The organism is Variovorax defluvii, from assembly GCF_039541515.1.
GTDB classification, from domain to species: Bacteria; Pseudomonadota; Gammaproteobacteria; order Burkholderiales; family Burkholderiaceae_C; genus Variovorax; species Variovorax defluvii.
Map to the genome: position 1 here is coordinate 401 of NZ_BAABGJ010000073.1, position 21,755 is coordinate 22,155.

General features: G+C 70.2%; 27 protein-coding genes. 15 read left to right on the plus strand and 12 right to left on the minus strand.

Annotated features, from left to right (window positions below):
• Positions 1–241: 241 nt before the first annotated feature.
• From ABEA07_RS19730 to ABEA07_RS19745, 4 genes are read right to left on the minus strand one after another with little or no spacing between them, the layout of a single operon-like run.
• The gene (locus tag ABEA07_RS19730) at positions 242–2,548 is read right to left on the minus strand and encodes a xanthine dehydrogenase family protein molybdopterin-binding subunit (RefSeq protein WP_345539943.1); all 2,307 of its coding nucleotides are present in this window, start codon (positions 2,546–2,548) and stop codon (positions 242–244) included.
• Positions 2,545–3,024, minus strand: coding sequence for a (2Fe-2S)-binding protein (locus tag ABEA07_RS19735; RefSeq protein ID WP_345539944.1), 480 nt, complete (start codon positions 3,022–3,024; stop codon positions 2,545–2,547). Before ABEA07_RS19735 ends, ABEA07_RS19730 begins: the two co-directional genes overlap by 4 nt.
• A complete protein-coding gene (locus ABEA07_RS19740) occupies positions 3,021–3,890 on the minus strand; it encodes an FAD binding domain-containing protein (RefSeq protein ID WP_345539945.1) in 870 nt (289 codons plus the stop codon). Before ABEA07_RS19740 ends, ABEA07_RS19735 begins: the two co-directional genes overlap by 4 nt.
• Positions 3,887–4,498: a UbiX family flavin prenyltransferase gene (locus tag ABEA07_RS19745; protein WP_345539946.1), complete on the minus strand. Its 612-nt coding sequence runs from the start codon at positions 4,496–4,498 to the stop codon at positions 3,887–3,889. The genes ABEA07_RS19740 and ABEA07_RS19745 overlap by 4 nt, the downstream gene beginning before the upstream one ends.
• A 47-nt stretch (positions 4,499–4,545) precedes the next feature.
• On the opposite strand from ABEA07_RS19745, the gene ABEA07_RS19750 reads away from it, so the two are divergent.
• Together ABEA07_RS19750 and ABEA07_RS19755 are read left to right on the plus strand one after the other, a co-directional pair.
• Positions 4,546–4,917 carry a TIGR02444 family protein gene (locus ABEA07_RS19750; RefSeq protein ID WP_345539948.1) on the plus strand — a complete coding sequence of 124 codons (372 nt, stop codon included), beginning with the start codon at positions 4,546–4,548 and terminating at the stop codon, positions 4,915–4,917.
• A 137-nt stretch (positions 4,918–5,054) separates the two neighbouring features.
• A complete protein-coding gene (locus ABEA07_RS19755; RefSeq protein ID WP_345539949.1) occupies positions 5,055–5,981 on the plus strand; it encodes a LysR family transcriptional regulator in 927 nt (308 codons plus the stop codon).
• Positions 5,982–6,008: 27 nt separating this feature from the next.
• Here ABEA07_RS19755 and ABEA07_RS19760 read toward each other — a convergent pair whose 3' ends face one another.
• Both ABEA07_RS19760 and ABEA07_RS19765 read right to left on the minus strand, forming a co-directional pair.
• Positions 6,009–7,100: a TRAP transporter substrate-binding protein gene (locus ABEA07_RS19760; protein ID WP_345539951.1), complete on the minus strand. Its 1,092-nt coding sequence runs from the start codon at positions 7,098–7,100 to the stop codon at positions 6,009–6,011.
• Positions 7,101–7,112: 12 nt separating this feature from the next.
• On the minus strand, positions 7,113–7,904 hold the full coding sequence (locus tag ABEA07_RS19765) for an aldolase (RefSeq protein WP_345539952.1): 792 nt from the start codon (positions 7,902–7,904) through the stop codon (positions 7,113–7,115).
• Between the two features lie 94 nt (positions 7,905–7,998).
• Between ABEA07_RS19765 and ABEA07_RS19770 the strand changes: the two genes are divergently transcribed.
• The gene (locus ABEA07_RS19770; protein WP_345539954.1) at positions 7,999–8,652 is read left to right on the plus strand and encodes a helix-turn-helix domain-containing protein; all 654 of its coding nucleotides are present in this window, start codon (positions 7,999–8,001) and stop codon (positions 8,650–8,652) included.
• Positions 8,653–8,755: 103 nt separating this feature from the next.
• Here the strand turns inward: ABEA07_RS19770 and ABEA07_RS19775 are convergent, their stop codons facing one another.
• On the minus strand, positions 8,756–9,571 hold the full coding sequence (locus ABEA07_RS19775; RefSeq protein WP_345539955.1) for an isocitrate lyase/PEP mutase family protein: 816 nt from the start codon (positions 9,569–9,571) through the stop codon (positions 8,756–8,758).
• Between the two features lie 97 nt (positions 9,572–9,668).
• Here ABEA07_RS19775 and ABEA07_RS19780 point away from each other — a divergent pair, with 97 nt between their 5' ends.
• Positions 9,669–9,872 carry a hypothetical protein gene (locus ABEA07_RS19780; protein ID WP_345539956.1) on the plus strand — a complete coding sequence of 68 codons (204 nt, stop codon included), beginning with the start codon at positions 9,669–9,671 and terminating at the stop codon, positions 9,870–9,872.
• 31 nt (positions 9,873–9,903) lie between these two features.
• On the opposite strand, the gene ABEA07_RS19785 is transcribed toward ABEA07_RS19780, so the two are convergent.
• Both ABEA07_RS19785 and ABEA07_RS19790 read right to left on the minus strand, forming a co-directional pair.
• Entirely contained in the window at positions 9,904–11,706 is a 1,803-nt protein-coding gene (locus ABEA07_RS19785; protein ID WP_345539958.1) for an ATP-binding response regulator, read from the minus strand.
• On the minus strand, positions 11,706–12,317 hold the full coding sequence (locus ABEA07_RS19790) for a response regulator (RefSeq protein WP_345539960.1): 612 nt from the start codon (positions 12,315–12,317) through the stop codon (positions 11,706–11,708). Before ABEA07_RS19790 ends, ABEA07_RS19785 begins: the two co-directional genes overlap by 1 nt.
• A 155-nt stretch (positions 12,318–12,472) precedes the next feature.
• On the opposite strand from ABEA07_RS19790, the gene ABEA07_RS19795 reads away from it, so the two are divergent.
• Positions 12,473–12,748, plus strand: a complete 276-nt coding sequence (locus tag ABEA07_RS19795; protein ID WP_345539961.1) for a hypothetical protein — start codon at positions 12,473–12,475, stop codon at positions 12,746–12,748.
• Between the two features lie 82 nt (positions 12,749–12,830).
• Here the strand turns inward: ABEA07_RS19795 and phaP are convergent, their stop codons facing one another.
• The 3 genes from phaP to ABEA07_RS19810 form a co-directional block, all read right to left on the minus strand.
• Positions 12,831–13,277, minus strand: a complete 447-nt coding sequence (gene phaP, locus ABEA07_RS19800) for a TIGR01841 family phasin (RefSeq protein WP_345539962.1) — start codon at positions 13,275–13,277, stop codon at positions 12,831–12,833.
• Positions 13,278–13,355: 78 nt separating this feature from the next.
• Positions 13,356–14,327, minus strand: coding sequence for an AraC family transcriptional regulator (locus tag ABEA07_RS19805; RefSeq protein WP_345539963.1), 972 nt, complete (start codon positions 14,325–14,327; stop codon positions 13,356–13,358).
• A gap of 2 nt (positions 14,328–14,329) precedes the next feature.
• Positions 14,330–14,857: an OsmC family protein gene (locus tag ABEA07_RS19810; RefSeq protein ID WP_345539964.1), complete on the minus strand. Its 528-nt coding sequence runs from the start codon at positions 14,855–14,857 to the stop codon at positions 14,330–14,332.
• 214 nt (positions 14,858–15,071) lie between these two features.
• Between ABEA07_RS19810 and ABEA07_RS19815 the strand changes: the two genes are divergently transcribed.
• From ABEA07_RS19815 to ABEA07_RS19860, 10 genes are all read left to right on the plus strand, one after another.
• Positions 15,072–15,887: a class I SAM-dependent methyltransferase gene (locus tag ABEA07_RS19815; protein ID WP_345539965.1), complete on the plus strand. Its 816-nt coding sequence runs from the start codon at positions 15,072–15,074 to the stop codon at positions 15,885–15,887.
• 10 nt (positions 15,888–15,897) lie between these two features.
• The gene (locus ABEA07_RS19820; protein WP_345539966.1) at positions 15,898–16,725 is read left to right on the plus strand and encodes a class I SAM-dependent methyltransferase; all 828 of its coding nucleotides are present in this window, start codon (positions 15,898–15,900) and stop codon (positions 16,723–16,725) included.
• 256 nt (positions 16,726–16,981) lie between these two features.
• Positions 16,982–18,124 (plus strand): zinc-binding dehydrogenase, encoded by a 1,143-nt coding sequence (locus tag ABEA07_RS19825; protein WP_345539968.1) that lies wholly within the window; start codon positions 16,982–16,984, stop codon positions 18,122–18,124.
• Between the two features lie 40 nt (positions 18,125–18,164).
• Positions 18,165–18,731, plus strand: coding sequence for a phosphatidylglycerophosphatase A family protein (locus tag ABEA07_RS19830; RefSeq protein ID WP_345539970.1), 567 nt, complete (start codon positions 18,165–18,167; stop codon positions 18,729–18,731).
• 5 nt (positions 18,732–18,736) lie between these two features.
• Positions 18,737–19,240: a CinA family protein gene (locus tag ABEA07_RS19835; protein WP_345539971.1), complete on the plus strand. Its 504-nt coding sequence runs from the start codon at positions 18,737–18,739 to the stop codon at positions 19,238–19,240.
• A gap of 250 nt (positions 19,241–19,490) precedes the next feature.
• On the plus strand, positions 19,491–19,652 hold the full coding sequence (locus tag ABEA07_RS19840; RefSeq protein WP_345539972.1) for a hypothetical protein: 162 nt from the start codon (positions 19,491–19,493) through the stop codon (positions 19,650–19,652).
• Entirely contained in the window at positions 19,645–19,824 is a 180-nt protein-coding gene (locus ABEA07_RS19845) for a hypothetical protein (protein ID WP_345539973.1), read from the plus strand. The genes ABEA07_RS19840 and ABEA07_RS19845 overlap by 8 nt, the downstream gene beginning before the upstream one ends.
• Before the next feature lie 119 nt (positions 19,825–19,943).
• Complete coding sequence (locus ABEA07_RS19850) at positions 19,944–20,906, plus strand: type II toxin-antitoxin system HipA family toxin (protein ID WP_345539975.1); 963 nt, start codon at positions 19,944–19,946, stop codon at positions 20,904–20,906.
• A 54-nt stretch (positions 20,907–20,960) separates the two neighbouring features.
• Positions 20,961–21,446: a nuclear transport factor 2 family protein gene (locus ABEA07_RS19855; protein WP_345539976.1), complete on the plus strand. Its 486-nt coding sequence runs from the start codon at positions 20,961–20,963 to the stop codon at positions 21,444–21,446.
• Positions 21,443–21,751: a GNAT family N-acetyltransferase gene (locus ABEA07_RS19860; RefSeq protein WP_345539977.1), complete on the plus strand. Its 309-nt coding sequence runs from the start codon at positions 21,443–21,445 to the stop codon at positions 21,749–21,751. Before ABEA07_RS19855 ends, ABEA07_RS19860 begins: the two co-directional genes overlap by 4 nt.
• Positions 21,752–21,755 lie beyond the last annotated feature (4 nt).

Below are 21,755 nucleotides of genomic sequence, written 5' to 3' on the forward strand. Positions count from 1 at the left end.
GCGCACAGCGGGGTCGCCTTTCTTTGGTTACTTTCTTTGGCGAGACAAAGAAAGTGACTCGCCCGCCGGGGCGAATTCCCGGCTCCTGCGCCAAACAACAAGCAAGGCCAAAACAAAGGCCCAAGAGCCAAATTCAAGGCTCCTGCAGCACCCAACCAGCAAGGCCAAAACAAAGGCCCCAGTTGCAAATTCGCAGCCAGCACCTCCGACCAACCGCAACGACAAATCAAGCGCGCATGACTCATACCGCAACCCCCTCTTCAAGCTCGGCACGAACGGCCCGCATCTCGCGCAGGCCATGCAGCACCTGTTCCGGCTTGATCGGATAGTGGTGGAAGCGCACGCCGATGGCGTCGTACACCGCGTTCGCGATGGCCGGCCCGATGGCGACGATCGGGTCCTCCCCGACGCCCTTGGCGCCGAAGGGCCCGCCGGGGTCGGGCGCGGTCTCCAGGATGACCGTGCGAATGGGCGGCATGTCCATTGACAGCGGCATCTTGTAGTCGACGAAGTTCGCGTTCAGCGAACGCCCGGTCTCCATGTCGATCTGATAGTCCTCGTACAGCGTGTGGCCGATCCCTTGCTGAATGCCCCCCTCGATCTGGCCGGCGGCCGCGACCGGGTGGATCACCTTGCCGATCTCGTGCACTGGCACGACCTGCAGCACCGTGATCTGACCGGTCTCGACGTCCACGTTCACCTCGACGAAGTGGGCCGCGAAGGAATAGGACTTGGTCGGGTGGTAGGTCGCGCTGCCGACGAACTGCGCGGCAGGAATGCCTTTGCGCGGCGCCACCGCGTCGCGCACGCTGATGCTGCGATCGGTCCCGCGCACGCGGATCGTTCCGTCTTCGGACTCGAGCTCGGCCGGCGTCGCGTCGAGCAGCCCGGCCGCACGCTCGAAGAGCTGACGCTTGACCTCGATCGCCGCGAGCTGCGCCGCCTTGCCGCCCAGGTAGGTGGTGTGGCTGGCGAAGGCGCCGATGTCCCAGGGCACGACGTCGGTGTCGCCGTGCGTGACGGAGACCGACTCGAAGCGCACGCCCAGCTCCTGCGCCACGATCTGCGCCAGCGCGGTGTGCGCCCCGGTGCCCAGGCCCGCGGTGCCGGTCAGCAGCACGACGGTGCCGTCCTCGTTCATCTTGACGATGGCGTTGCCCTGCTCCTTGATGCCGGGGTAGGCGCTGCTGCCGTGCATCTCGCAGCCCATGCCCCACCCGCGGCGCTGCGGCCCGCGGGTCTCGCGCGCACGGCGGCGCAGCGCGGGCCAGTCCACCTCCTGCATGCCGCGGCGGATGCAATCCTCCAGCCCGTGCCCGATCAGCGGATGATTGGACGGCGCGATGTCACCCTCGCGCACCGCGTTCTTCAGCTTGAGCTCGGCCGGGTCCATGCCCAGCTTCTCGGCCGCCTCGTCCATCTGGATGTCGAGCGCGTAGTAGGTCTGCACCACGCCGTAGCCGCGGAAGGCGCCGGCGATCGGGCTGTTGGTGTAGAGGCAGCGGCCCTCGAGCTGGATGTTCTCGCAGCGGTAGAGCGAGGTCAGCGCGTTGGTGCCGACGATGGTCACACCGGGCCCGTGCGAGCCGTAGGCGCCGGAGTTGTAGACGATTCGGGCCTGCCGCGCGGTGAGCGTGCCGTCCTTCCGGAAGCCCTGCTTGAGCCAGATCTTGACCGGATGCCGGGTACGGCCGCCGAGGAAGGTTTCCTCGCGGGTGTACTCCATGCGCACCGGCCGGCGCGTCTGGCGTGCCAGGAGCGCGCAGAGGAACTCGCTCTGGAACAGGTCCTGCTTGGCGCCGAAGCCGCCGCCCATGTGGTCCACCAGCACGCGGACCTTGTGCAGCGGCAGGCCCAGCACCTCGGCCATGATGCCGCGCACCATGAAGGCGGTCTGGGTGGAGATCCACACGGTGAGGTTGCCGTTGCCGTCCCACTGGCACATGCAGGCGTTGGGCTCCATGTAGGCCGGCGTGGGGCGGCCGCCTTCGTACTCGCCCTCGATCACCAGGTCGGCCTCGGCGAAGCCGCGCTCGATGTCGCCGCGGCTCACCACGACCGGCGGCAGCACCAGGTTGCCGCCGGGCTCGCGGTCGTGAATGAGCGGGGCGCCGGGACGCGCGGCATCCTCGACGGTGAACACCGCGGGCAGCGGCTCGTACTCGACCTCGATCAGGTCCAGCGCGGCCTCGGCGATCTCCTCGCTGGTGGCGGCCACCACCGCGACGGTCTCGCCCCAGTAGCGCACCTTGTCGTCCAGGATGTACTGGTCGCAGGTCACCGAGGCCGAGCGCGGATGCGGGGAGCCCGCGTGCAGCACGCGCGGCACGTTCTCGTGCGTCAGCACCGCCTTCACGCCCGGCAGCGCCAGGGCGCGGCGCGTGTCGATGCGGCGGATGCGGGCGTGCGCGACCTCGCTTCGCTTGCTGCGGGCGTAGAGCAGGCCGGGCAGCGTCATGTCGGCCACGTACCTGGCGTCGCCGGTGACCTTGGCCAGCAGGTCGGAGCGCTTGACGCTGGTGCCGATGATGGTCTCGCCGGTTTTCATCGAGCCACCTCCCCGCGTGCCGCCATCGAGACGGCATCGATGATCTTGGTGTAGCCGGTGCAGCGGCAGATGTTGCCGGCGATGGCGAAGCGGATTTCGTCCACGGTGGGCGCCGGGTTCTCGTCCAGCAGCGCCTTGGCGGCGACCAGGATGCCCGGCGTGCAGAAGCCGCACTGCGCCGCGCCGCATTGCATGAAGCACTCCTGCAGCCGGTGGGGCGTGCCGTCGGGTGCCTGCAGGCCTTCGACGGTGGTGATCTCGCTGCCCTCGGCCTCCATCGCCAGCACCAGGCAGGCGTTGACGGGACGGCCGTCCATGATGATGGTGCAGGAGCCGCACTCGCCGACGTCGCAGCCCTTCTTGGTGCCGGTGAGGCCGGCCTCGGCACGCAGCGCGTCGAGCAGGCTGCGGTTGGGCGCCACCGCGATCTCGCGCGGCTCGCCGTTGACGGTGAAGGAAAGGATTCGCTGTGTCATGGCTCGATCTCCGCCAGGGCCTGTTCCAGCGCGCGCCGCGTGAGCACGCGCACCATCTCGCGCCGGTAGGCGGCGCTGCCACGCACGTCGCCGATGGGGCGCGCTTCCGCGCTCGCGGCCAGCGCGGCCTGCGTCAGGAGCTCGGCCGTGGGTCGCTTGCCGCGCAGCGCAGCCTCGGCCTTCACGGCGCGCAGCGGCGTGGGCGCGACCGCGGCCAGCACGATCGCCAGGTCGTCCACGCCGCCGTGGACATCGAGCGTGAGGCGCACCGCCACGCCCACGGTGGCCAGCTCCATCTGCGCGCGCCGCCCGTGCTTGATGTAGACCTTGCCGGTGCGCGGGGGCGGCGCCGGGATCTCGATGTGGGTGACGATCTCGTCCGCAGCCAGCACGGTGCGGCCCGGGCCGGTGCAGAAATGCTCGACCGCGCAGCGGCGCCGGCCCGAAGGGCCATGGATGCGCAGCACCGCGCCATCCGCGATCAGCGCCGGCAGCGTGTCGGCAGAGGGGGAGGCCCGGCACACGTTGCCGACCACCGTGGCGCGGTGGCGCACCTGGATGGAGGCGAAGTCGGTGGCCGCGCGCGCCAGGCTGGCGTAGTGGCGCAGGGTGACGGGCGAGGTCTCGACCTGCCGCGTGGTCACCAGCGCGCCCAGCAGCAGCCCATCGCGCGGGTCGTACGCGAAGTCGTCCATGCCGGGGATCTTCTTGATGTTGATCACGTGCGCCGGCTGACGCACGTGCTCCTTCATCTGCACCATCAGGTCGGTGCCGCCCGCGATCAGGCTGGCCGGCGCGGGCCCGGCGCGCAGCAGCGCGACGGCCTCGTCCAGCGAAGCCGGCTCGCTGTATTCGAAGTGCTTCATGTTTGCTCGTCCTTGGCTTCGTCGAATGAACGCCCCGAAGCGGGCCCCGTCCAGCGCCTGACTGCGCCGACGTCGATGTCGAACAGGTCCAGCACCCGGCCGAGGGTGTGGTCCACCATCTCGTCCAGGCTCGCCGGCCGTGCGTAGAAGGCCGGCACCGGCGGCGCGACGATCGCGCCCATTTCGGTGACGGCGGCCATGTTGCGGATGTGGGTGAGCGTCAGCGGCGTCTCGCGCGCCAGCAGCACCAGGCGGCGGCGCTCCTTGAGCATCACGTCGGCGGCGCGCGCCACCAGGGTGCCGCCGGTGCCGTGGGCGATCTCGGCCAGCGTCTTCATCGAGCAGGGCGCGATCACCATGCCCAGCGTGCGGCAGGAGCCGCTGGCCACGCAGGCGCCGATGTCCTCGTTCTTGTGCACGCGGGCGGCGAGCGCGGTGACGTCGGAGAGGTGCAGCTGCGTCTCGCAGGCCATGGTGATCTGCGCGGCGCGGCTGACGACCAGGTGGACTTCGATGCCGGTGGGCTTGAGCAGCTGCAGCAGCCGGTGCCCGTAGACGAAGCCGGAGGCGCCCGTGATGGCGACGATGAGCCGTGCGGGGGCATTCACAGTGCGGCCCTCCGCTGGCATAGTCCGTCCGGCACGAAAGCCCCGAGATGCCCCGCACCCTTCACCCAGACGCCGCCTGGGCCGCCATCGGCGCCCTCTATGCAGACCCCGCGCTGCAACGAACGCTGCTTCAGCGCCAGGACGACGAGGGGCTCGACGTGGTCCTGCACCTGTTCGCGCACTGGGCCACCACGCAGGGCCACCCGCTGGACGATGCGGCGCTCGCGGAAGCACGCACGCTCGTGGCCCCGTGGCGCAACGAGGTCATCGCACCGCTGCGCGCGCTGCGCCGGTCGATGAAGCCCATCGCAGCCGGTGCGGCGCGGATCGAAGCCGTGCGAGACCAGGTGAAGGCGGCCGAACTGGCTGCCGAGCGCGCGCAGGTGCACATGCTCTGCGACTGGCTGCAGGCGCGTTGAACGCAGCATCGTGGGCTCCTGAGAACGTTGAAGCCAACCCGGCGAAAAGACCGCTTCGCCACGGGCATGGCCTCATGCTGGCAGCTTTGTCCTATCTGAAAAACGGGCTACACGCGATATATTCATCGCGTTTCACGATGAATATCAGCCTGCGCCAATTGCGTGTGTTCGTCGCCGTCGCCGAAGTGCTCAGCTTCACGCGCGCGGGGGAGGCGCTCGGGCTGCCGCAGTCGAGCGTCAGCACGCAGTTGCGCGAGTTGGAAGAGGTGCTGGGCCTGCGCCTGTTCGACCGCCACACCCGCATGCTGCGCTTGACGGAGGCCGGCGCCGAGATCCTGCCGCTGGCGCGCAAGACCCTGGCCGACCTGGACGCGGTGGTCGGCAGCTCGGCGGAACTCAAGACGCTGGGGCGGGGGCGCGTGTCGATTGCCGCCTCGTCGGTCCAGGCCGCGCTGGTGCTGCCGCGCGTGATGCGCGACTTCGCGCAGCGCCACCCCGGCATCCGGGTCGAGCTGTTCGACGTCTCACAGGACGAGGTGCTGAGCATGGTGCACAGCGGCGCGGTGGACTTCGGCCTTGGCACCGCCTTCGGCAGCGGCCACCAGGAACTGGGCATGCGTCCGCTGTGGCACGAGAGCTTCTTCGCGGTCCTCCCGGAAGGTCACCCGTTGGGCGCCAGGCGCGACGTGACCTGGCGCGAGCTGCTGGGCGAACCGCTGATCGGCCCGCGACAGGGCAACCCGGTGCGCAACGTGCTGGACTTCGCGCTGGCTGCAGAGGGCCTGGTGCTGAACCTGCGGCACGAGGTCTCGCTGCCGCTCACCATCGCTGGCATGGTCGAGGGCGGGCTGGGCATCGGCATCCTGACCAGCTCGATGCGACAACTGGCCCACGCCTTCCAGCTCAAGCTGCTGCCGATTCACCGGCCGAGCATCCAGCGCGAAGTGGTGCTGGTGCTGCACACCGGCCGCTCGCTGTCGCCGGCGGCCAAGCAGTTCAGCGATGCACTGATCGCCTCGGCGCGCACCGAGGCGAAGGCGAACGGGCGGCCGGCAAGACGCTGATCGCCCCGCGGTCCCCGCCGATGCGCGTCAGCGCGCCACCGACGCGGAACGCCGCGTGCCCAGCATGAACTGCTCGGCCGCGCCATCGTTCACCGCGGCCCACACCAGCTGTTCATCGAGGAACTCGCGCCACTTGTCGTGCACCTTCGCGAACAGCGGGTTGGCAGCAGCCTCCTCCTTGAGCACCTCCTGCGTGGCCTTGTGCATCGCCTCCATGATGGGTTTGGACCAATAGCCCAGCCGCGCGCCGCTGCCCACCAGCCGCTTGAGCGCCGGCACGTTGCCCACGTCGTACTTGGCCAGCATCTCGGCGCCGGCCTGGGCGCAGGCCGCTTCCAGCGCGGCGCGGTAGCTGTCGGGCAGCTCGGCCCAGGCCTTCTTGTTGGCGATGAAGCACAGCGACGCACCCAGCTCCATCACGCCCGGGCCGTAGTAGTAGCGCGCCACCTTGGCCAGGCCCAGCTTCTCGTCGTCGTAGGGGCCGACGAACTCGACCGCATCGAGCGTGCCCTTCTCCAGCGCCGGGTAGACATCGGCAGCGGCCAGTTGCAGCGGAGTCGCGCCGAGCTTGGCGTACACGCGGCCGAGCAGGCCGGGCACGCGCATGCGCAGGCCCTGGAAGTCCTCGACGCGCTTGATCTCCTTGCGGAGCCAGCCGCCCATCTGGGCGCCGGTGTTGCCGCAGGGGATTTGCACGGCGTCGAAGCGGTCGTAGATCTCCCGCATCATCTGCAGGCCGCCGCCGTGGATCATCCAGGCCTGGTGCTGGCGCGGTGTCATGCCGAAGGGAATGCCGGTGTCGAAGGCCAGGGCCGGCTCCTTGCCCACGTAGTAGAAGCCGGCCGTGTGGCCGCATTCGACGCTGCGGTTCTGCACGCCGTCGAGCACCGCCAGCGGCGGCATCAGCTCGCCGGCGGCGAAGGGCGTGATGGTGAAGCGCCCGTCGGTCAGCTTGCGCACGATGTCGCCGATGGCGGTCGCGCCGCCGAAGACGGTGTCGAGCGACTTCGGGAAGCTCGAGGGCATGCGCCAGCGGATGGTGGGCTGGGCCTGCGCGAGGGCGGGGGCCGAGACGGTGGCGGCGAGGGCCGCGCCGGCGAGAAGGGATCGTCGTTGCATCGTCCGTACTCCTCAGGCAGCCAGGCAGGTTGGGTCGGCGCGCAGCACGCGCCGCGCGAAGTACTGGAACGTGAGGTCGGTGATCTGCGGCTTCAGCAGGAAGTCGCGCGATTCCCGCGCCAGGTGGCCGGGCACCGGCTGGATGGTGCCGGCGGCCGCGGCGCGCAGCTGCACGGCCGCGGCCTGCTCCATCCAGATCGCCAGCGTCGCGGCCTCGGCCACCGTTTCGCCGGCCGTCAGCAGGCCGTGATGCGCCAACAGCAGCGCCTTGCGTCCCGCCAGCGCCTCGGAGATGAGCCGGCCCTCCTCGTTGCCGATGGGCAGGCCGGGCCACTCGCGCAGGTGGCCGCAGTTCTCGTAAAAGGGCGTGGCGTCCATGCAGGCCACCTGCAGCGGCTGGTCGATCATGGACAGCGCCGATACCGCCGCCGGATGGGTATGAACGATGCACCGCACCGACGGGTTGGCACGGTAGACCCACAGGTGGAAGCGCGTCGCCGGGTTGGGTAGCGAGACGCCGTCGAGCGGCTGGAGGTCGTCGTCGGTGAGGATGAAGCTCTGCGGTACCGCCTCGTCGGCACCGATGCCGAACTTCAGCGTGTAGCAGGTGCCGGGACGCTCGCCACGCGCGGTGATCTGGCCGGCCAGGCCGTTGGCCCAGTGGCCTTCGGCCGCCAGCATGCGGCAGGCCAGCACGAGCTGTTCCACCGTGCTCCACGAGGAGAGCCGGGTCTTGTCCTGCAGGTCGCGGTAAACGGCGTCCTTGATGTCCTGGTCGGTCTGATCGGTCTGTGCGGCCTGCATCGGCGCCTTTCGGTTTGCGGGGTTACGGGTTCAGGAAGTCAACTTGTTGACCCATTTTGGTCAACGTGTTGACCTGTGTCAACATCGACAACCCATGGCCACCCGAAGCACCGCTCGCAGCCCGCGCCCGGCTGCCTCCGTTCCCGCAGTGAAGAAGACAGCGCGCGCCGCGGCGCCCGACGGCGACACGCCGGGGCCGGCCTTCCAGAGCGTGGGCCCGCGCATCAAGGCGCTGCGGCGGCTGCGGAACATGACGGTGGAAGAGCTGGCGGACGCGGTAGGCGTGCACAAGGCCCACGTGTCGCGCCTGGAGCGCAGCCTCAAGACGCCCTCCATCCACATCCTGGCCCGCCTGGCCAAGGCCCTGGGCACCAGCATGGGCAACCTGGTGGGCGAGACCTTGGACAAGGCCGACATCAAGGTCACGCGCGGCACCGAGCTGTCGCCGGGCTACGCGGTGGCGGAGCCGGAGCAGCATCGCATCGCGCCTCTGCTGCACGGCGCGTCGGTCGGCTCTTTCGAGGCCTTCATCGTCCACCCCGGCCAGAGTGGCGGCAACATCCAGGCGCAGCACGAGGGGCAGGAAATGCTCTACGTGCTGGCCGGCACCATCGACGTGATCTTCAACGAGCGCACCGAGCGCCTGCAGGCCGGCGACTGCATCCATTTCCCCGGCTACCTGAACCACCGCATCGCGCGCGTGGGGCGGGCGCAGGCGCGGGCGCTGCTGGTGCTTTCGACCGACTGATCCGGGTTGCACCGGTCTGCGTGCGAGTCCGGGCCTCGTCGCACCGGTATTCAGGGCCCTCCCGCGTCGATTCGCCGTAGCGGCCGGCCCGAAGCGAGGGCCATCAACGCATCAACCCATTCAACTCCACCCCCGAAGCCGCATCAGCGAACCCGTCGAATCGCCCTTCCTGCAGCGCCCGCGCCGCGCGCATGAAACCACCCCAGGCCGCACGCGCCAGCGCACCGCCCACGCTCACGCGCCGCACACCCATCGCGGCGATGTCCCGCAGCGTGAATTCACTGGTCGCACCGACCAGCAGGTTGACCGGCTTGGGCGCCACCGCGGCGACCACCGCCTCGATCTGCTCGCGCGTGCGGATGCCCGGCGCATAGAGGCAGTCGGCACCCGCCTCGGCATAGGCCTTGAGGCGGGCGATCGCATCGTCGAGATCGGCCCGGCCGACGAAGAAGTTCTCGGCCCGGCCGACCAGCAGCGTGTCGCCGCCCTCCTGGTCGATGGCCGCGCGCGCGGCACGCATGCGCGCCACCGCCACGTCGATGTCGAACAGCGGATGCGCCGGATCGCCGGTCGAGTCCTCGATCGACAGCCCGGCCACGCCGGCGTCGATGGCCATGCGCACGCTCTGTGCGACGCCTTGCGGATCGGCGGCGAAGCCGCTTTCGAAGTCCGCGTTCACCGGCAAGTCGGTGGCGGCGGCCAGCTCGCGCAGGTGGGCCAGCACCGCCTCGCGCGACAGCCCGCCGTCGGCACGGCCACGCGACCAGGCGAAGCCCGAGCTGGTGGTGGCCAGCGCCTGGAAGCCCAGGCTGTGCAGATAGCGCGCGCTGCCCACGTCCCAGGGGTTGGGCAGCAGGAAGCAGCCCTCGGCATGGAGCGCACGGAAAGCGGCGCGTTTCTCGGCGACGGAACGGGTCATGGGAGCCTCGCGGAAAGGAGCAGGTTGCGGAAAGGGTCCAGGGCCGCGTTATAGGGCAGCGGCGAAGCCGCCGGGCAGGGTGCTGCAGAATAGGCGCATGAAATGGCTTGCGTCCCTCCCCCTTGTCCTGGCCATCGCCGGCTGCGGCGTGCCACCCAACCAGGTGGTGCCGATGCGCGATGGCACGCTGCGCGCCACCACCTACGTCGAGGCCTCCGACCATTGCACGCAGAAGGGAGCGACCGCCCGCATGCTGGGCGGGGCGCCCGCCGAGAAGGGCGTGCTGTTCCGCTGCGAGTAGTAGAGCGCGGGGCCTTTGTCCAGGCCTGCGCTCAAGCCCGCCGCCTGTCGAGCGGCGCAAAGGATGAATCGAGCTCCCGGCCGCTCAGCACCGCCGTCATCGCGCGATGCAGCTGGCTGGGCAGCACCGGCTTGTGCAGGAGCGGCACGCCGGTCGCACGCGCTTCGCGCAGCCGCTGCGGCGCGGTGTCGCCGGTGATCAGCAAGGCCGGCAGGCCGGCGCCGAATTCCGCGCGCAACGCCGCGATGGCTTCGGCCCCGGTGCGCAGTTCGCGCAGCCGGTAGTCGCTGATCACCAGGTCCGGCGGCCGCGCGCGTGCCAGGGTTTGGGCCTCCTCGATCGCGTCGGCCGCATCGCAGGTGCAGCCCCAGGCCGACAGCAATTGCTGCATGCCGGTGCGCACCGATTCATCGTCGTCGATCACCAGCACGTGCAGGTCGAACCCGCGCGCCGCGCCGGGCGCCTTGCGCGCGCCCTCTTCTTCCGCCAGGCCGGCACGTTCCATGGGCAGGGTCAGGCGGAACACGCTGCCGCGGCCGGGGACCGAGGACAGCGACAGCGTCTGGCCCAGCGCCCTGGCCAGGCCCTGCGCGATGGCCAGGCCCAGGCCCAGGCCCTTGCGCCGGTCGCGCTCCGCGTTGCCGAGCTGGTGGAACTCGCGAAAGATCGCGTCGTGCTGGTCGGGCTCGATGCCGATACCGGTGTCCCACACCTCCAGCACCATCTTGTTTCCGCGCGTGCGGCACGCGACCAGCACGCCGCCCTCCTCGGTGTAGCGGATCGCGTTGGACACCAGGTTGCGCAGGATCAGCGCCACCAGCGCCGGATCGGAGCGCACCGCCGCGTGGGTCTCGCGCGATCGGTAGACGATGCCCTTGGCGTCGGCCTGCGGCGCCAGTTCGTTCTCGATCTTGTTGAGCAGGGGCTGCAGCGCGAACACCTGCATCTGCGGCTCGACCACGCCGGCCTCGATGCGCGAGAAGTCGAGCAGCGTGTCCAGCATCTCGGCCGAGGCCTGCCAGGTGGCGCGCGCATTGGCCAGCGCGTCGTATTGGTCGGCCGAGAGCTTGGTGCGCGCCAGCACCTCCAGGAACAGGCCTTGCGCATGGATGGGCTGGCGCAGGTCGTGGCTGGCGGCGGCGAGGAACTTGGACTTGGCCAGGTTGGCCTCTTCGGCGGCACGGTGCGCCGCCTGAGCGTGCTCGGTCTCGACCCGCAGGCGCTCGATCAGCTCCAGGTTCTCGAAGCGCAGGCCGATGGCACGCCGCGCCGCGCGCGACCCATTGCGCGCCTGGCCCAGGAGCGCGGCGGTGTAGAGCACCGCGGCCACCGCCAGGCCGTTGTAGGCGGGGTCGTCGAGGGTCCACAGCCTGGCGCCCAGCACGACCAGCTCGGCCGCGCCGAAGGCCACGAACACCGGAAAGATCGGCGCCAGCGAGGACATCGAGCTGCCCGCCACCCCGGCCAGCACCGCCACGACCAGAACGCTGCCGGCCACGGAGGTGCTGCCGAGCGCGGCCCAGGCCAGCGAGCCCCAGAGCGCGCCATCGATCACGTTGATGACCATCTTGCGCCGCAGCAGCCGGCGCGCGTGTTCGGGGCTGATCTCCGTGGCCAGCAGGCGCTGCGCGTCCCAGGCCAGGTACAGCTTCATGAGGATGGTGAGGCCGGCCCACGCGCGGATGGCGAGTGCGTTGTCTTCGTTGGACAGCACCCAGACCAGCAGCAGCGCCAGCAGGATGGTAGGGATGACCGAACTGCCGATGTTGCCCAGCTGCAGCCGCAGCTGCTCCACCAGCATGCGGTCTTCGGGCAGGCGGGGCCGGGAGACCATCAGGCCACGAGGCCGCGCTGCCGGGCCGCGAAGCCGGCCTCGGAACGGCTGGAGACCTGCAGGGCCGCGAGCACGGCCTGCACGTGGCCGCGCACGGTGTTCTCCGACAGGTTGAGCCGCCGGCCGATGAGCTTGTTCGACAGGCCCTGGCACATCAGGTCCAGCACCTCGCTCTGGCGCGGCGTCAGCAGCGCTGCGTCGGCGCCGCCGGCGAGGACATGGGCGACATCGGCCGTGACCGGCAGGCCCTGGCGAAGCTGGTCGATCACGCCGAGGATGCGGCCGGCCGGGTCGGCCTTGGACACGAAGGCCGCAGCGCCGCGCTCCAGCGCCATGCGCACCTTCTGCGGCGAGACGTCGGAAGACAGGATCACCACCACCGCCTCGGGCCACTTGCGCTTGACCAGCGCGATGCCCTCCAGGCCGTTGAGCCCGTGCAGCTGGATGTCGAGCAGCACCAGCGCCGGGTCCTGCAGGGGGGTGCGCATCGCCTCTTCCAGCGAGGCGGCTTCCGCCACCTCCAGGCCGGGAATGCCGGCATCGAGCACCATGCGCAGGCCGCAGCGGAACAGTGCGTGATCGTCGACGAGAAGGAGGCGGGGCGGCAACATGGCGGAACGGCAGGCGGAACGAAGCCCAGCGATTCTGCCGAACTCGCCCCCGCGCGCGGGCGGTCCAAATGGACTATTTACGCAGGAGGGCGCTGCGGCGACCATCGCTTCACCAACAATTTCACGCTCCCTGCCTTTCCCTTTTGATCGCCGACATGAAGCCCCTGGTCGAAATCCACCGCGTCGGAACGGACGCCTTCAGCTACCGCATCCGCGCCTTCGTCGCCGGTGCGGAAGAGGCGGGCGACAGCGGCATCTTCGACTCGCTCGCCCACTGCCTGTTCGATGCGGGCGCCTCCCTGGGCAGCTACTTCTCGAGCGTGGAACTCAACGTCGACGGACTGTTCGTCGGCGCCTACGCCGTCGACGCCCTGCGCCGCCATTCCAAGCGCATGGCCGAGCGCATCGAGCAGCACTACCAGCCGGCCTGACGGCGCGCTCGAGCAGTTCCGGATCGATTGCGAGGTTCGTTGCCCTTGTGTAGCGCCTTGCACCTTGCAGGCGCAGAGCGCCCTACTTCGGCTGCAGCAGCTTCTGCAGGTTCGCCATGTTCTCCTGCAGCCGGTCCTGCACCACCTTCCAGGCGTTGTTGCGCGTCTGCGCTTCCATCTCGGCCAGCTCGCGGAAGTCGGCCATGGCCTGCTCGATGCCGCGCCGGGCCGTCTCGGACTGCTGGGCCAGCGCGTCCGGGCTGGCCATGCTGCCGAGCGCCTGCTGCCATTGCGCCAGCGTGTCGCGCAGGATCTCGCTGCGTCGCTGCGCCAGCGCCTGCATGCCTTCGTAGGCCTGCCGGTTGGCCTCGGCCAGCGCCTCCATGTCCTTGCGCTGCCATTCCACCAGGGCGCCGACATCGACGCCTGGCAGCTTGTACTGCTCCATCAGCTTGGCGAGATCCGCCAGCGGCGGCATCTCCAGGGGGTTGAATGCGGCGGTGCCGGCTGCCTTCTTGTCGCTTGCCATGCGAGGTCTCCTGAAGTGACTGGAACCGCGATGGTAGACCCGGTGCCGCTTGGAGAGGTGTGATGAGCCGGCCGAACGCTAATGCACCACCGGCTGTGCGGTCCGGCTGCGCCGCCAGGCCGCGGGCGGACAGCCGAACTCGCGGCGGAAGGCGCGGCTGAAGGCCGTGTCGGTCTGGTAGCCCACGTCTTCCGCGATCCGCGCCAGCGGCGCATTGCTGCGCGACAGCAGGTTGGCCGCCAGCAGCATGCGCCATTGCGTCAGGTACTGCATGGGCGCGCTGCCCACCAGTTGCTGAAAGCGCTCGGCCAGCACCGAACGCGAGGTGCCGGCGGTGCGCGCCAGTTCCTCCAGGGTCCAGGCCTGGGCCGGGTTGCCGTGCAGCGCGGTGAGGGCGCTGCCGACGATGCGGTCGCCCATGCCGGCGAGCCAGCCGGTGCGGCCCTCGTCCTGCTCGTTCATGTACAGGCGCAGCACCTCGATGAACAGCAGCTCGGCCAGCTTGGCCAGCACGCCCGCGCCGCCGGGGCGCGGCGAGCGCGCCTCCGCCAGGGCATAGCGCACCGAGCTTTCCAGCCAGGTGCCGGCGTCCGAGCCGCGCACGTTCACGCGCACCAGCCGGGGCAGGCCGGTGAGCAGCATGCGCGCCAGACGGGCGTCGCAGGCCAGGTAGCCGCAGACCAGCCGCGTGGTCGCGCCGCCGCCGCCGTAGGCCAGCATGCGCGGGCGGCGCGACAGCACCTGGTCCAGCCGCGCCCCGGTGGCCGGCGGCAGCCCGGGGTCGGAGGTCATGCGGTGGGCGTCGCCATGCGGGAACACGATCGCGTCGCCGGCCACCAGCCGCACCGCGGGCTGGCCGGCCATCTCGACGAAGCATTCGCCATGGGTGATCAGGTGGAAGATGACCACGCGTTCGGCGCCCGGCTCCAGGAAGGGCGCCGCCACCTCGGCAGCCGGCGACTGATAGCACCAGGGCGCGCTGAAACGGCCGTGGATGAAGATCGCCCCCACCAGGTGCACCACGCGCAGGATCTCGGAGAGCGCGTCCATCCTCATGGGAATTCGATCTGCAGTGCGAGCGGCGTCGGATTCTGCACCGCGGCCGGAATGGGCGAGCGCGCCAGGGCGACCTCCACCAGTGCGCGCAGGCGCTCGTGCGCCACGCCCTCGGCAGCGATCCGCACCTGGAGCCGCATGTCGCGCGGCCCGGCATAGACGGCCCGCCCGTCCGCCTCCGCCACGCCGACGAGGCCGCGCGTGTCGGAGCGGCTGCCCACGGAGACTTCCAGAAGGTCCAGCGCGATCCCCTCGCCCGCCGCTCCCATGGCGATCGACGTGGTCGCGCAGGCCGCGATGCCGGCGCGGAACATCCACCCGGGCGTGACTTTGTCGCCGGAGCCGCCGAGCTCGCAGGGCATGTCGGTCAGCAGGCGGGTGCCGTTGGCATGGCTGGATTCGACGCGAACGCCGCCCTGCCAGCGGGCCGTCGCGGGCGCGTCGTCGTGCAGGCCCTGGTCGGGTCGGCGCTGCAGCACCGTCTCGACGCGCTGCAGGGCGGCAGCGAGGTCTTGCATGCTCATCGATGGCTTTCCGGGGATGGGACGCATTGTCGGAGCCTCGCCCCGCCGGGCCAACTAGGCCGAACAGCCGATGCCATCGCGCGGACGATCGGGCAAAGCGCGGCGACGCAGGGACAGGACGCGAAAGGGCCTCGCGTGGTCCCATCGGTCCCAGGCCTGGTGCCTTCGTGCCCGCCGGCCTTCCGAGCCCGACCATCCCCAGGAGCCCTGCACCATGAATGTCCCCACCACCGACCTGAACGCCCTCAAGACCCGCCAGCAGGCGGCCTGGTCCAGCGGCGACTACGCCGTCGTCGGCACCACCCTGCAGATCGTCGGCGAGCAGCTGGCCGAGGCCTGCGACCTGCTTTGCGACGAGGCGGTGCTCGACGTCGCCGCCGGCAACGGCAATGCCACGCTGGCCGCCGCGCGCCGCGGATGCAAGGTCACCTCCACCGACTACGTCGCCGCCCTGCTGGACCGCGGCGCCGAGCGTGCCAGGGCGGAGCGCCTGGACGTGAAGTTCCAGGTCGCCGACGTCGAGGCCCTGCCCTTCGGCGACGCCACTTTCGACGCGGTGCTTTCCACCTTCGGCGTGATGTTCGCGCCGGACCATGCGAAGTCGGCCTCCGAAATGCTGCGCGTCGTCCGCCCGGGCGGCCGCATCGGCATGGCGAACTGGACGCCCGAGGGCTTCATCGGCCAGCTCTTCAAGACGCTGGGCCGGCACGTGCCGCCGCCCGCGGGCGTGCAGCCGCCCTCGCTGTGGGGCAGCGAGGCGCACCTGCGCACGCTGTTCGGCGACGCGGCCGAGGTGCGTGCCACGCCGCGCCTCTTCAACTTCCGCTACCGCTCGGCCGCGCATTTCATCGAGGTCTTCCGCACCTGGTATGGACCGGTGCTCAAGGCCTTCGCCAGCCTGCCGCCGGAGAAGGCCTCGGAGCTGGAGCGGGACCTGGCCGAACTGATGAACAAGCTCAACCGCGCCGGCCCCCATTCGCTGGTCGTGCCCAGCGAATATCTCGAGATCGTCGTCACCCGCCGCCGCTGACCTTCCGGCGATGGAGCCGCGCCTGCAGCGCAGGATCCAGCGCTACGGCTGGGACCTGGCCGCCGCCGACTACGAGCCGCTGTGGCAGGCGCAATTGGCGCCCGCGCACGCGGCCGTGCTGGCCCGTGCGGCGCTGCGCGCGGGCGAACGGGTGCTCGACGTGGCCTGCGGCACCGGGCTGGTGTCGCTGGCGGCGGCCGAGGCGGTCGGCCCCGCGGGTCAGGTGCTGGGCACCGACTTGTCGCAGCGCATGGTCGAGGCGGCGCGCGTGCGCGCCGCGCAGCGGGGCCTTGCGCGACTGCGCTTCATGCGCATGGATGCCGAGCAGCTCGCCTTGCCCGACGCGGGCTTCGATGTCGCGCTGTGTGCGCTCGGCCTCATGTACGTGCCCGATCCCGACAGCGCCCTGCGCGAGCTGCGGCGCGTGCTGCGTCCCGGCGGCCGGGTGGCGCTGGCCGTGTGGGGCGAGCGCGCACGCTGCGGCTGGGCCGCGCTCTTCCCGATCGTCGACGACGAAGTGCGCAGCGAGGTCTGCCCGCTGTTCTTCCGCCTCGGGCAGGAGGACACGCTGGCACGGTGCTGCGCCGAGGCAGGCTTCTCGCAGGTGACCCAGGAGCGCATCGCGACCACGCTCTGCTATGCCGATGGTGATGCGGCCTGCGACGCCGCCTTCGTCGGCGGGCCGGTGGCGATGGCCTGGTCGCGCTTCGACGGCGTGATGCGGGCGCGGGTGCAGGCGCGCTACCTCGAGGCGATCTCGGCGTGGCGCGAGGGCCTTGGCTATCGCCTGCCGGGCGAGTTCGTGATTGTCTCCGCCGTCGTGCCACGCGAGTCTTGAAGGCGCCCTGGTTGGCGGGAGCTGTCGCTCAGGTAGGCGCCGAACTTCGTGGACGACGAGTTCTGAACCGCCACCATCCCCACCTTCTCGAAGCGCGCCTGCAGCGCCGGATCAGCCATGCTTTGGGCGGCTTCATCCTGCCCGCGTCGATGCAGGGCTTGAGCAGGGCGACGCTGTCGCTCATGCAATCCCTGGCTCGACGCCGACATCCTCGCCAGCCGATACTGCGCGCGCCCCCCTCAGACGGAGATGCCTTATGCCCATCGATTCCCCCCGCACTTCGCTCCAGATCCGATCCCTCGTCAAACGCAGCGGCGAGCTCGAGCTGTCCCTGGCCGAAGATGCGATTCCCGAACCCCAGGCCGATGAAGTCGTCGTGCGCGTCGAGGCCGCGCCCATGAATCCTTCGGACCTGGGCCTGCTGTTCGGCGCGGCCGACATGAAGACGGCCAAGGCCTCGGGCACGCCCGAGCGGCCCGTCGTCACCGCGCAGATCCCCGAAGCTGCCATGAAGGCCATGGCCGGCCGGCTCGACCAGTCGATGCCGGTGGGCAACGAAGGGGCCGGCGTGGTGGTGGCGGCCGGCAACTCCCCCGCGGCGCAGGCGCTGCTGGGCAAGACGGTCGCGGCGATCGGCGGTGCGATGTACACGCAGTACCGCTGCCTCCCGGCCAACCAGTGCATGGCTTTGCCCGAGGGCACGACGCCGGCCGAGGGCGCCTCGGCCTTCGTCAACCCGCTCACCGCACTCGGCATGGTCGCGACGATGAAACGCGAAGGCCACAAGGCGCTGGTGCACACGGCCGCTGCCTCCAACCTCGGCCAGATGCTCAACCGCATCTGCATGAAGGACGGCATCGCGCTGGTGAACATCGTGCGCCGGCCGGAGCAGGCGCAGATCCTGCGCGCGCTGGGCGCGAAGTACATCTGCGACCAGAGCGCGCCGACCTTCATGCAAGATCTGACCGACGCCCTGGCCGCGACCGGCGCCACGCTGGCCTTCGATGCCATCGGGGGCGGCAAGCTGGCCGGGCAGATTCTCAACGCCATGGAAGCGGCCGTGAACCGCAGCGCCACCGAATACAGCCGCTACGGCTCCGCCACGCACAAGCAGGTCTACATCTACGGCGGCCTGGACCGCGGCCCGACCGAGTTCACGCGCAGCTTCGGCATGGCCTGGGGCATGGGCGGCTGGCTGCTCTTTCCCTTCCTGGCGAAGATCGGTCCCGAGGAGGCCGCGAAGCTCAAGGCGCGCGTGGCGGCCGAGCTGAAGACCACCTTCGCCAGCCACTACACCAAGGAGGTGTCGCTGCGCGAGGCCCTGCGGCTGGAGGAGATCGCCGTCTACGCGAAGCAGGCGACCGGGGAGAAATACCTGCTGAACCCGAATCGCGGCTGAGCCACTGTCGCCGCGAGGATGGGCGACACTGGAGGGCGTGATGTCCCCTGCCACCCCTGCGCCCTCCGGCGCCCTGCTTGTCCCGCCGCTGCGGCGCCCCACGCTGCGCTTCCTGCTGTCCCATCCCGCCCATTTCATCGCGCTGGGGTGCGGCGCCGGCCTGGCGCCGCGCGCGCCGGGCACCGTCGGCACGCTGTGGGCGTGGGCCGCCTTCGTGCTCCTCCAAGGCTGGCTGCCGCCCGGCACCATCGGCTGGGTGATCCTGGCCTCGCTGCCGATCGGCTGGTGGGCCTGCACCGTGACGGCGCGCCACATGGGCATCGCCGACCCGGGCAGCATCGTCTGGGACGAGGTGGTCGCCTTCTGGCTGGTGCTGTGGCTGGTGATGCCGGCCGGCCTGTGGGCCCAGCTCGTGGCCTTCGTGCTGTTCCGCATCTTCGATGCGGCCAAGCCCGGGCCGGTGGCATGGGCCGACCAGCTCTTCAAGCAGCGCGGCGCGACGCCGTCCGGCTTTTCATGGGGGGCGGCCGGTTTCGGCATCCTGTTCGACGACCTGGTGGCGGCGTTCTGCACCTTGCTGGTGATCGCCCTGGTACGCGCTTGGTGACCGGCATGACCCCCATCGACACCCTCGACACGCCCGCGCTGGTGGAACAGCTCGCGCAGGTGCTGCAGGACAAGGGCTGGATGATGGCCACTGCCGAGAGCTGCACCGGCGGCCTGATCGCGGGGGCCTGCACCGATCTGTCGGGCTCCAGCCACTGGTTCGAGCGCGGCTTCGTGACCTATTCGAACGAAGCCAAGGCCGAGTTGCTGGGCGTCGACCCCGCACTGATCGCGGCCCATGGCGCCGTCAGCGAGCCGGTCGCACGCGCGATGGCCGAGGGCGCGGTGGCACGCTCGCGGGCCCAGGTGGCGGTGGCCGTGACGGGCGTCGCCGGCCCGACCGGCGGCAGCGCCGAGAAGCCGGTGGGCACGGTGTGGTTCGGCTGGTCGGTCGGCGGCCAGCCGCACACGGAACGCCAGCGCTTCGACGGCGGCCGAGCGGAGGTCCGGGCGGCGACCGTGCATCACGCACTGCGGACCTTGCTGCAGCTGTTGCGGCAGCTGCCGTAGACCTGGCGCCCGGCACACGGACCAGGCTGGCGGTCAGATTCAATTAAGGTTGAAAAAATGCAGGTTTTTGTTCAACAATAATTGAATGCCAGCCCGCTCAGATGCCTTGGAAAGTTTGCCGGCCGTCGCAGCCAGTGCGCTCCGGCGCCTCGGCGGAGACCTGGCCATCGCCCGAAAGCGACGAAAGCAGTCCCTTCGGGCGTGGGCGGCCCGCCTGAACGTATCCGTTCCCACCCTCATGAAGATGGAGATGGGCGACCCGGCCGTGTCCGTAGGCGTCTATGCCACCGCCATCTGGATGATCCAGCGCCAGGAAGCCCTGGCGACCTTGGCCGACCCCGCCCAGGACCTCGCCGCACTCGAAGCCGATGTGCAGGCCGCATCGCGGCGGGGAGGCAGGCGCCATGAATGATGCGAAGGTCTACGCACCGCAGGACCAGTTGACGCTCTGGATGCTGACGGACCCTGGCCGGCCGACACGGGTGGGAGAGCTTTCGCTCGCCAGCGGAGGCCAGGGCGTCGGCTTTCGCTACGGCGACGCCTGGCGCGCCGCAGGGTATGCGCTGAGCGAGGACCTCCGCTGACGGACGAGCTTTTCCTGCCGCCCGATCGAAAGGGTGCACCGGGCGCAGTCGAGGACGCGCGTCCCGATCGCTGGGGCGAGCGCGTCATCCGGCGCTTCGAGCGCAGTCCGCGGCTGTCGGTGCTGGAGCTGCTCCTGTTCGCAGGGGCGGACCGCTACGGCGCGCTGGGCGTCTCGCTGCGGGCGGATGCCTATGCGCCCTGGGGAAGCTCGCCGATGCCGCGCCTCGGTGAACTCGATCGGATGCAGGACGTGATCCGCAAGGTGATTGCCAACGAGCCCGTCGCGGAACTGGAGAAGCGCCTCTTGCGTCCAGGTGTGTCCCTCGGCGGAGCCCGCCCCAAGTCGCTGATCGAAATCGACGGGCAAGCCTGGCTGGTCAAGTTCGGCGAGGGGGAGGACGAGGACACGCCGCTCATCGAGCACGCGACCATGACGCTGGCCGCCAGGTGCGGCATCGATGTCGCGCAGACACGCGCCCTGCCGGTCCAAGGCCGGCACGCCGTGGCCGTGCGGCGCTTCGATCGCGAGGCCACGGCGCGCGTCCATGCAGTGTCTGCCCATGTCATCCTGCGCGCCCTCGGCGAGCCCTTCGGCTATCCGCAACTGGCGCAACAGCTGCGGCGGCTGTGCCGGGCGGACGATATCGAGCGCCAGCAGGAGCAGCTCTTCCGGCGGATGGTGTTCAACATCCTCATGGACAACACCGACGACCATGAAAAGAACCACGCGCTCCTGCGCCAGGCCGATGGCTCCTGGACGCTGTCGCCGGCCTATGACATGGTGCCGAGCCTGTCGCGGCTGGGCATGCAGGCCATGCTCGTCGGCAAGGATGGAGCCGACTCGACACTGCACAACGCAGTCTCGCACTGCAAGGCCTTCGGCATGACTCGCCGGCAGGCCACGGACGTGGTCGATGACATCTGCGAGGTGGCCGAGCAGTGGAAGGCTCACTTCCAGGGCAGCGGGGTCCGCGATGCCGATGTGGCCGTTCTCGCTCAGTACCTCGACAACGACCGGCTGGGCGGCCAGCGGCGCCAGGGCGCCGGGGCTTTGCGGTCCTCGGCGCGGCGGTCTCGCTAGCCAGGGGTGCGAAGTCACCTGGGCGACGGCCCGCCTCCGCTACCATCGCCGCCCATGCGCAACGAAGACACGATCCAGCGCCTCTACCAGGCCTTCTCCCGCCTCGATGCGGACACGATGGCGGCGTGCTACGCGCCGGATGCGCGCTTCGACGACGAGGCCTTCTCGCTGCGCGGCGCGCGCGAGGTGGGCGGCATGTGGAAGATGCTCTGCGAGGCCACGCGGGCCAAGGGCGCCGATGTCTGGCAACTCCGTTGGCGCGACGTGCAGGCCGACGGCAGCACCGGCCGCGCCCACTGGGACGCGCATTACCGCTTCAGCACCACCGGCCGCATCGTCGATAACGCGATCGACTCCGAGTTCCGCTTCACGCCCGAAGGCCTGATCGCGCAGCAGCGCGACCGCTTCGATTTCTGGGCCTGGTCGCGTCAGGCGCTCGGCGCGCCCGGCCTGCTGCTGGGCTGGACGCCGTTGCTGCACCACAAGGTACGTGCCAACGCAGCGAAGAACCTGGCCACTTATCTCTCGAACCATCCATGACGATCACCATCACCGACAACGCCGACAAGCACCGCTACGAAGCCCACCTGGACGGGCAGCTCGCCGGCTTCTGCGAATACAACCTGCTCAGCAATGCGGTGATGTTCACCCACACCGAGGTGCTGCCGGCCTTCGAAGGCAAGGGCGTGGGCTCCGCGCTCGCGCGCCACGTGCTGGAGGACGCGCGGGCCCAGGCGCTGCCGGTCATTCCAGCCTGCCAGTTCATCGCGGGCTACATCCGCAAGCACCGCGAGTACCTGGACGTGGTGCAGCCGGCCAGTCTGCGGGCCTTTCACATCAACTGAACCG

Excerpts from the sequence above, each read along its gene's own strand:
- ABEA07_RS19815 (WP_345539965.1), top strand. The coding sequence starts at position 15,072 with ATGAATGTCCCCACCACCGACCTGAACGCCCTCAAGACCCGCCAGCAG.
- ABEA07_RS19775 (WP_345539955.1), bottom strand. The coding sequence starts at position 9,571 with ATGACCCGTTCCGTCGCCGAGAAACGCGCCGCTTTCCGTGCGCTCCAT.
- ABEA07_RS19755 (WP_345539949.1), top strand. The coding sequence starts at position 5,055 with ATGAATATCAGCCTGCGCCAATTGCGTGTGTTCGTCGCCGTCGCCGAA.
- phaP (WP_345539962.1), bottom strand. The coding sequence starts at position 13,277 with ATGGCAAGCGACAAGAAGGCAGCCGGCACCGCCGCATTCAACCCCCTG.
- ABEA07_RS19760 (WP_345539951.1), bottom strand. The coding sequence starts at position 7,100 with ATGCAACGACGATCCCTTCTCGCCGGCGCGGCCCTCGCCGCCACCGTC.
- ABEA07_RS19860 (WP_345539977.1), top strand. The coding sequence starts at position 21,443 with ATGACGATCACCATCACCGACAACGCCGACAAGCACCGCTACGAAGCC.
- ABEA07_RS19790 (WP_345539960.1), bottom strand. The coding sequence starts at position 12,317 with ATGTTGCCGCCCCGCCTCCTTCTCGTCGACGATCACGCACTGTTCCGC.
- ABEA07_RS19740 (WP_345539945.1), bottom strand. The coding sequence starts at position 3,890 with ATGAAGCACTTCGAATACAGCGAGCCGGCTTCGCTGGACGAGGCCGTC.
- ABEA07_RS19765 (WP_345539952.1), bottom strand. The coding sequence starts at position 7,904 with ATGCAGGCCGCACAGACCGATCAGACCGACCAGGACATCAAGGACGCC.
- ABEA07_RS19855 (WP_345539976.1), top strand. The coding sequence starts at position 20,961 with ATGCGCAACGAAGACACGATCCAGCGCCTCTACCAGGCCTTCTCCCGC.
- ABEA07_RS19805 (WP_345539963.1), bottom strand. The coding sequence starts at position 14,327 with ATGGACGCGCTCTCCGAGATCCTGCGCGTGGTGCACCTGGTGGGGGCG.
- ABEA07_RS19845 (WP_345539973.1), top strand. The coding sequence starts at position 19,645 with ATGAATGATGCGAAGGTCTACGCACCGCAGGACCAGTTGACGCTCTGG.
- ABEA07_RS19730 (WP_345539943.1), bottom strand. The coding sequence starts at position 2,548 with ATGAAAACCGGCGAGACCATCATCGGCACCAGCGTCAAGCGCTCCGAC.
- ABEA07_RS19810 (WP_345539964.1), bottom strand. The coding sequence starts at position 14,857 with ATGAGCATGCAAGACCTCGCTGCCGCCCTGCAGCGCGTCGAGACGGTG.
- ABEA07_RS19785 (WP_345539958.1), bottom strand. The coding sequence starts at position 11,706 with ATGGTCTCCCGGCCCCGCCTGCCCGAAGACCGCATGCTGGTGGAGCAG.
- ABEA07_RS19735 (WP_345539944.1), bottom strand. The coding sequence starts at position 3,024 with ATGACACAGCGAATCCTTTCCTTCACCGTCAACGGCGAGCCGCGCGAG.
- ABEA07_RS19780 (WP_345539956.1), top strand. The coding sequence starts at position 9,669 with ATGAAATGGCTTGCGTCCCTCCCCCTTGTCCTGGCCATCGCCGGCTGC.
- ABEA07_RS19825 (WP_345539968.1), top strand. The coding sequence starts at position 16,982 with ATGCCCATCGATTCCCCCCGCACTTCGCTCCAGATCCGATCCCTCGTC.
- ABEA07_RS19820 (WP_345539966.1), top strand. The coding sequence starts at position 15,898 with ATGGAGCCGCGCCTGCAGCGCAGGATCCAGCGCTACGGCTGGGACCTG.
- ABEA07_RS19835 (WP_345539971.1), top strand. The coding sequence starts at position 18,737 with ATGACCCCCATCGACACCCTCGACACGCCCGCGCTGGTGGAACAGCTC.
- ABEA07_RS19770 (WP_345539954.1), top strand. The coding sequence starts at position 7,999 with ATGGCCACCCGAAGCACCGCTCGCAGCCCGCGCCCGGCTGCCTCCGTT.
- ABEA07_RS19750 (WP_345539948.1), top strand. The coding sequence starts at position 4,546 with ATGCCCCGCACCCTTCACCCAGACGCCGCCTGGGCCGCCATCGGCGCC.
- ABEA07_RS19830 (WP_345539970.1), top strand. The coding sequence starts at position 18,165 with ATGTCCCCTGCCACCCCTGCGCCCTCCGGCGCCCTGCTTGTCCCGCCG.
- ABEA07_RS19840 (WP_345539972.1), top strand. The coding sequence starts at position 19,491 with ATGGGCGACCCGGCCGTGTCCGTAGGCGTCTATGCCACCGCCATCTGG.
- ABEA07_RS19795 (WP_345539961.1), top strand. The coding sequence starts at position 12,473 with ATGAAGCCCCTGGTCGAAATCCACCGCGTCGGAACGGACGCCTTCAGC.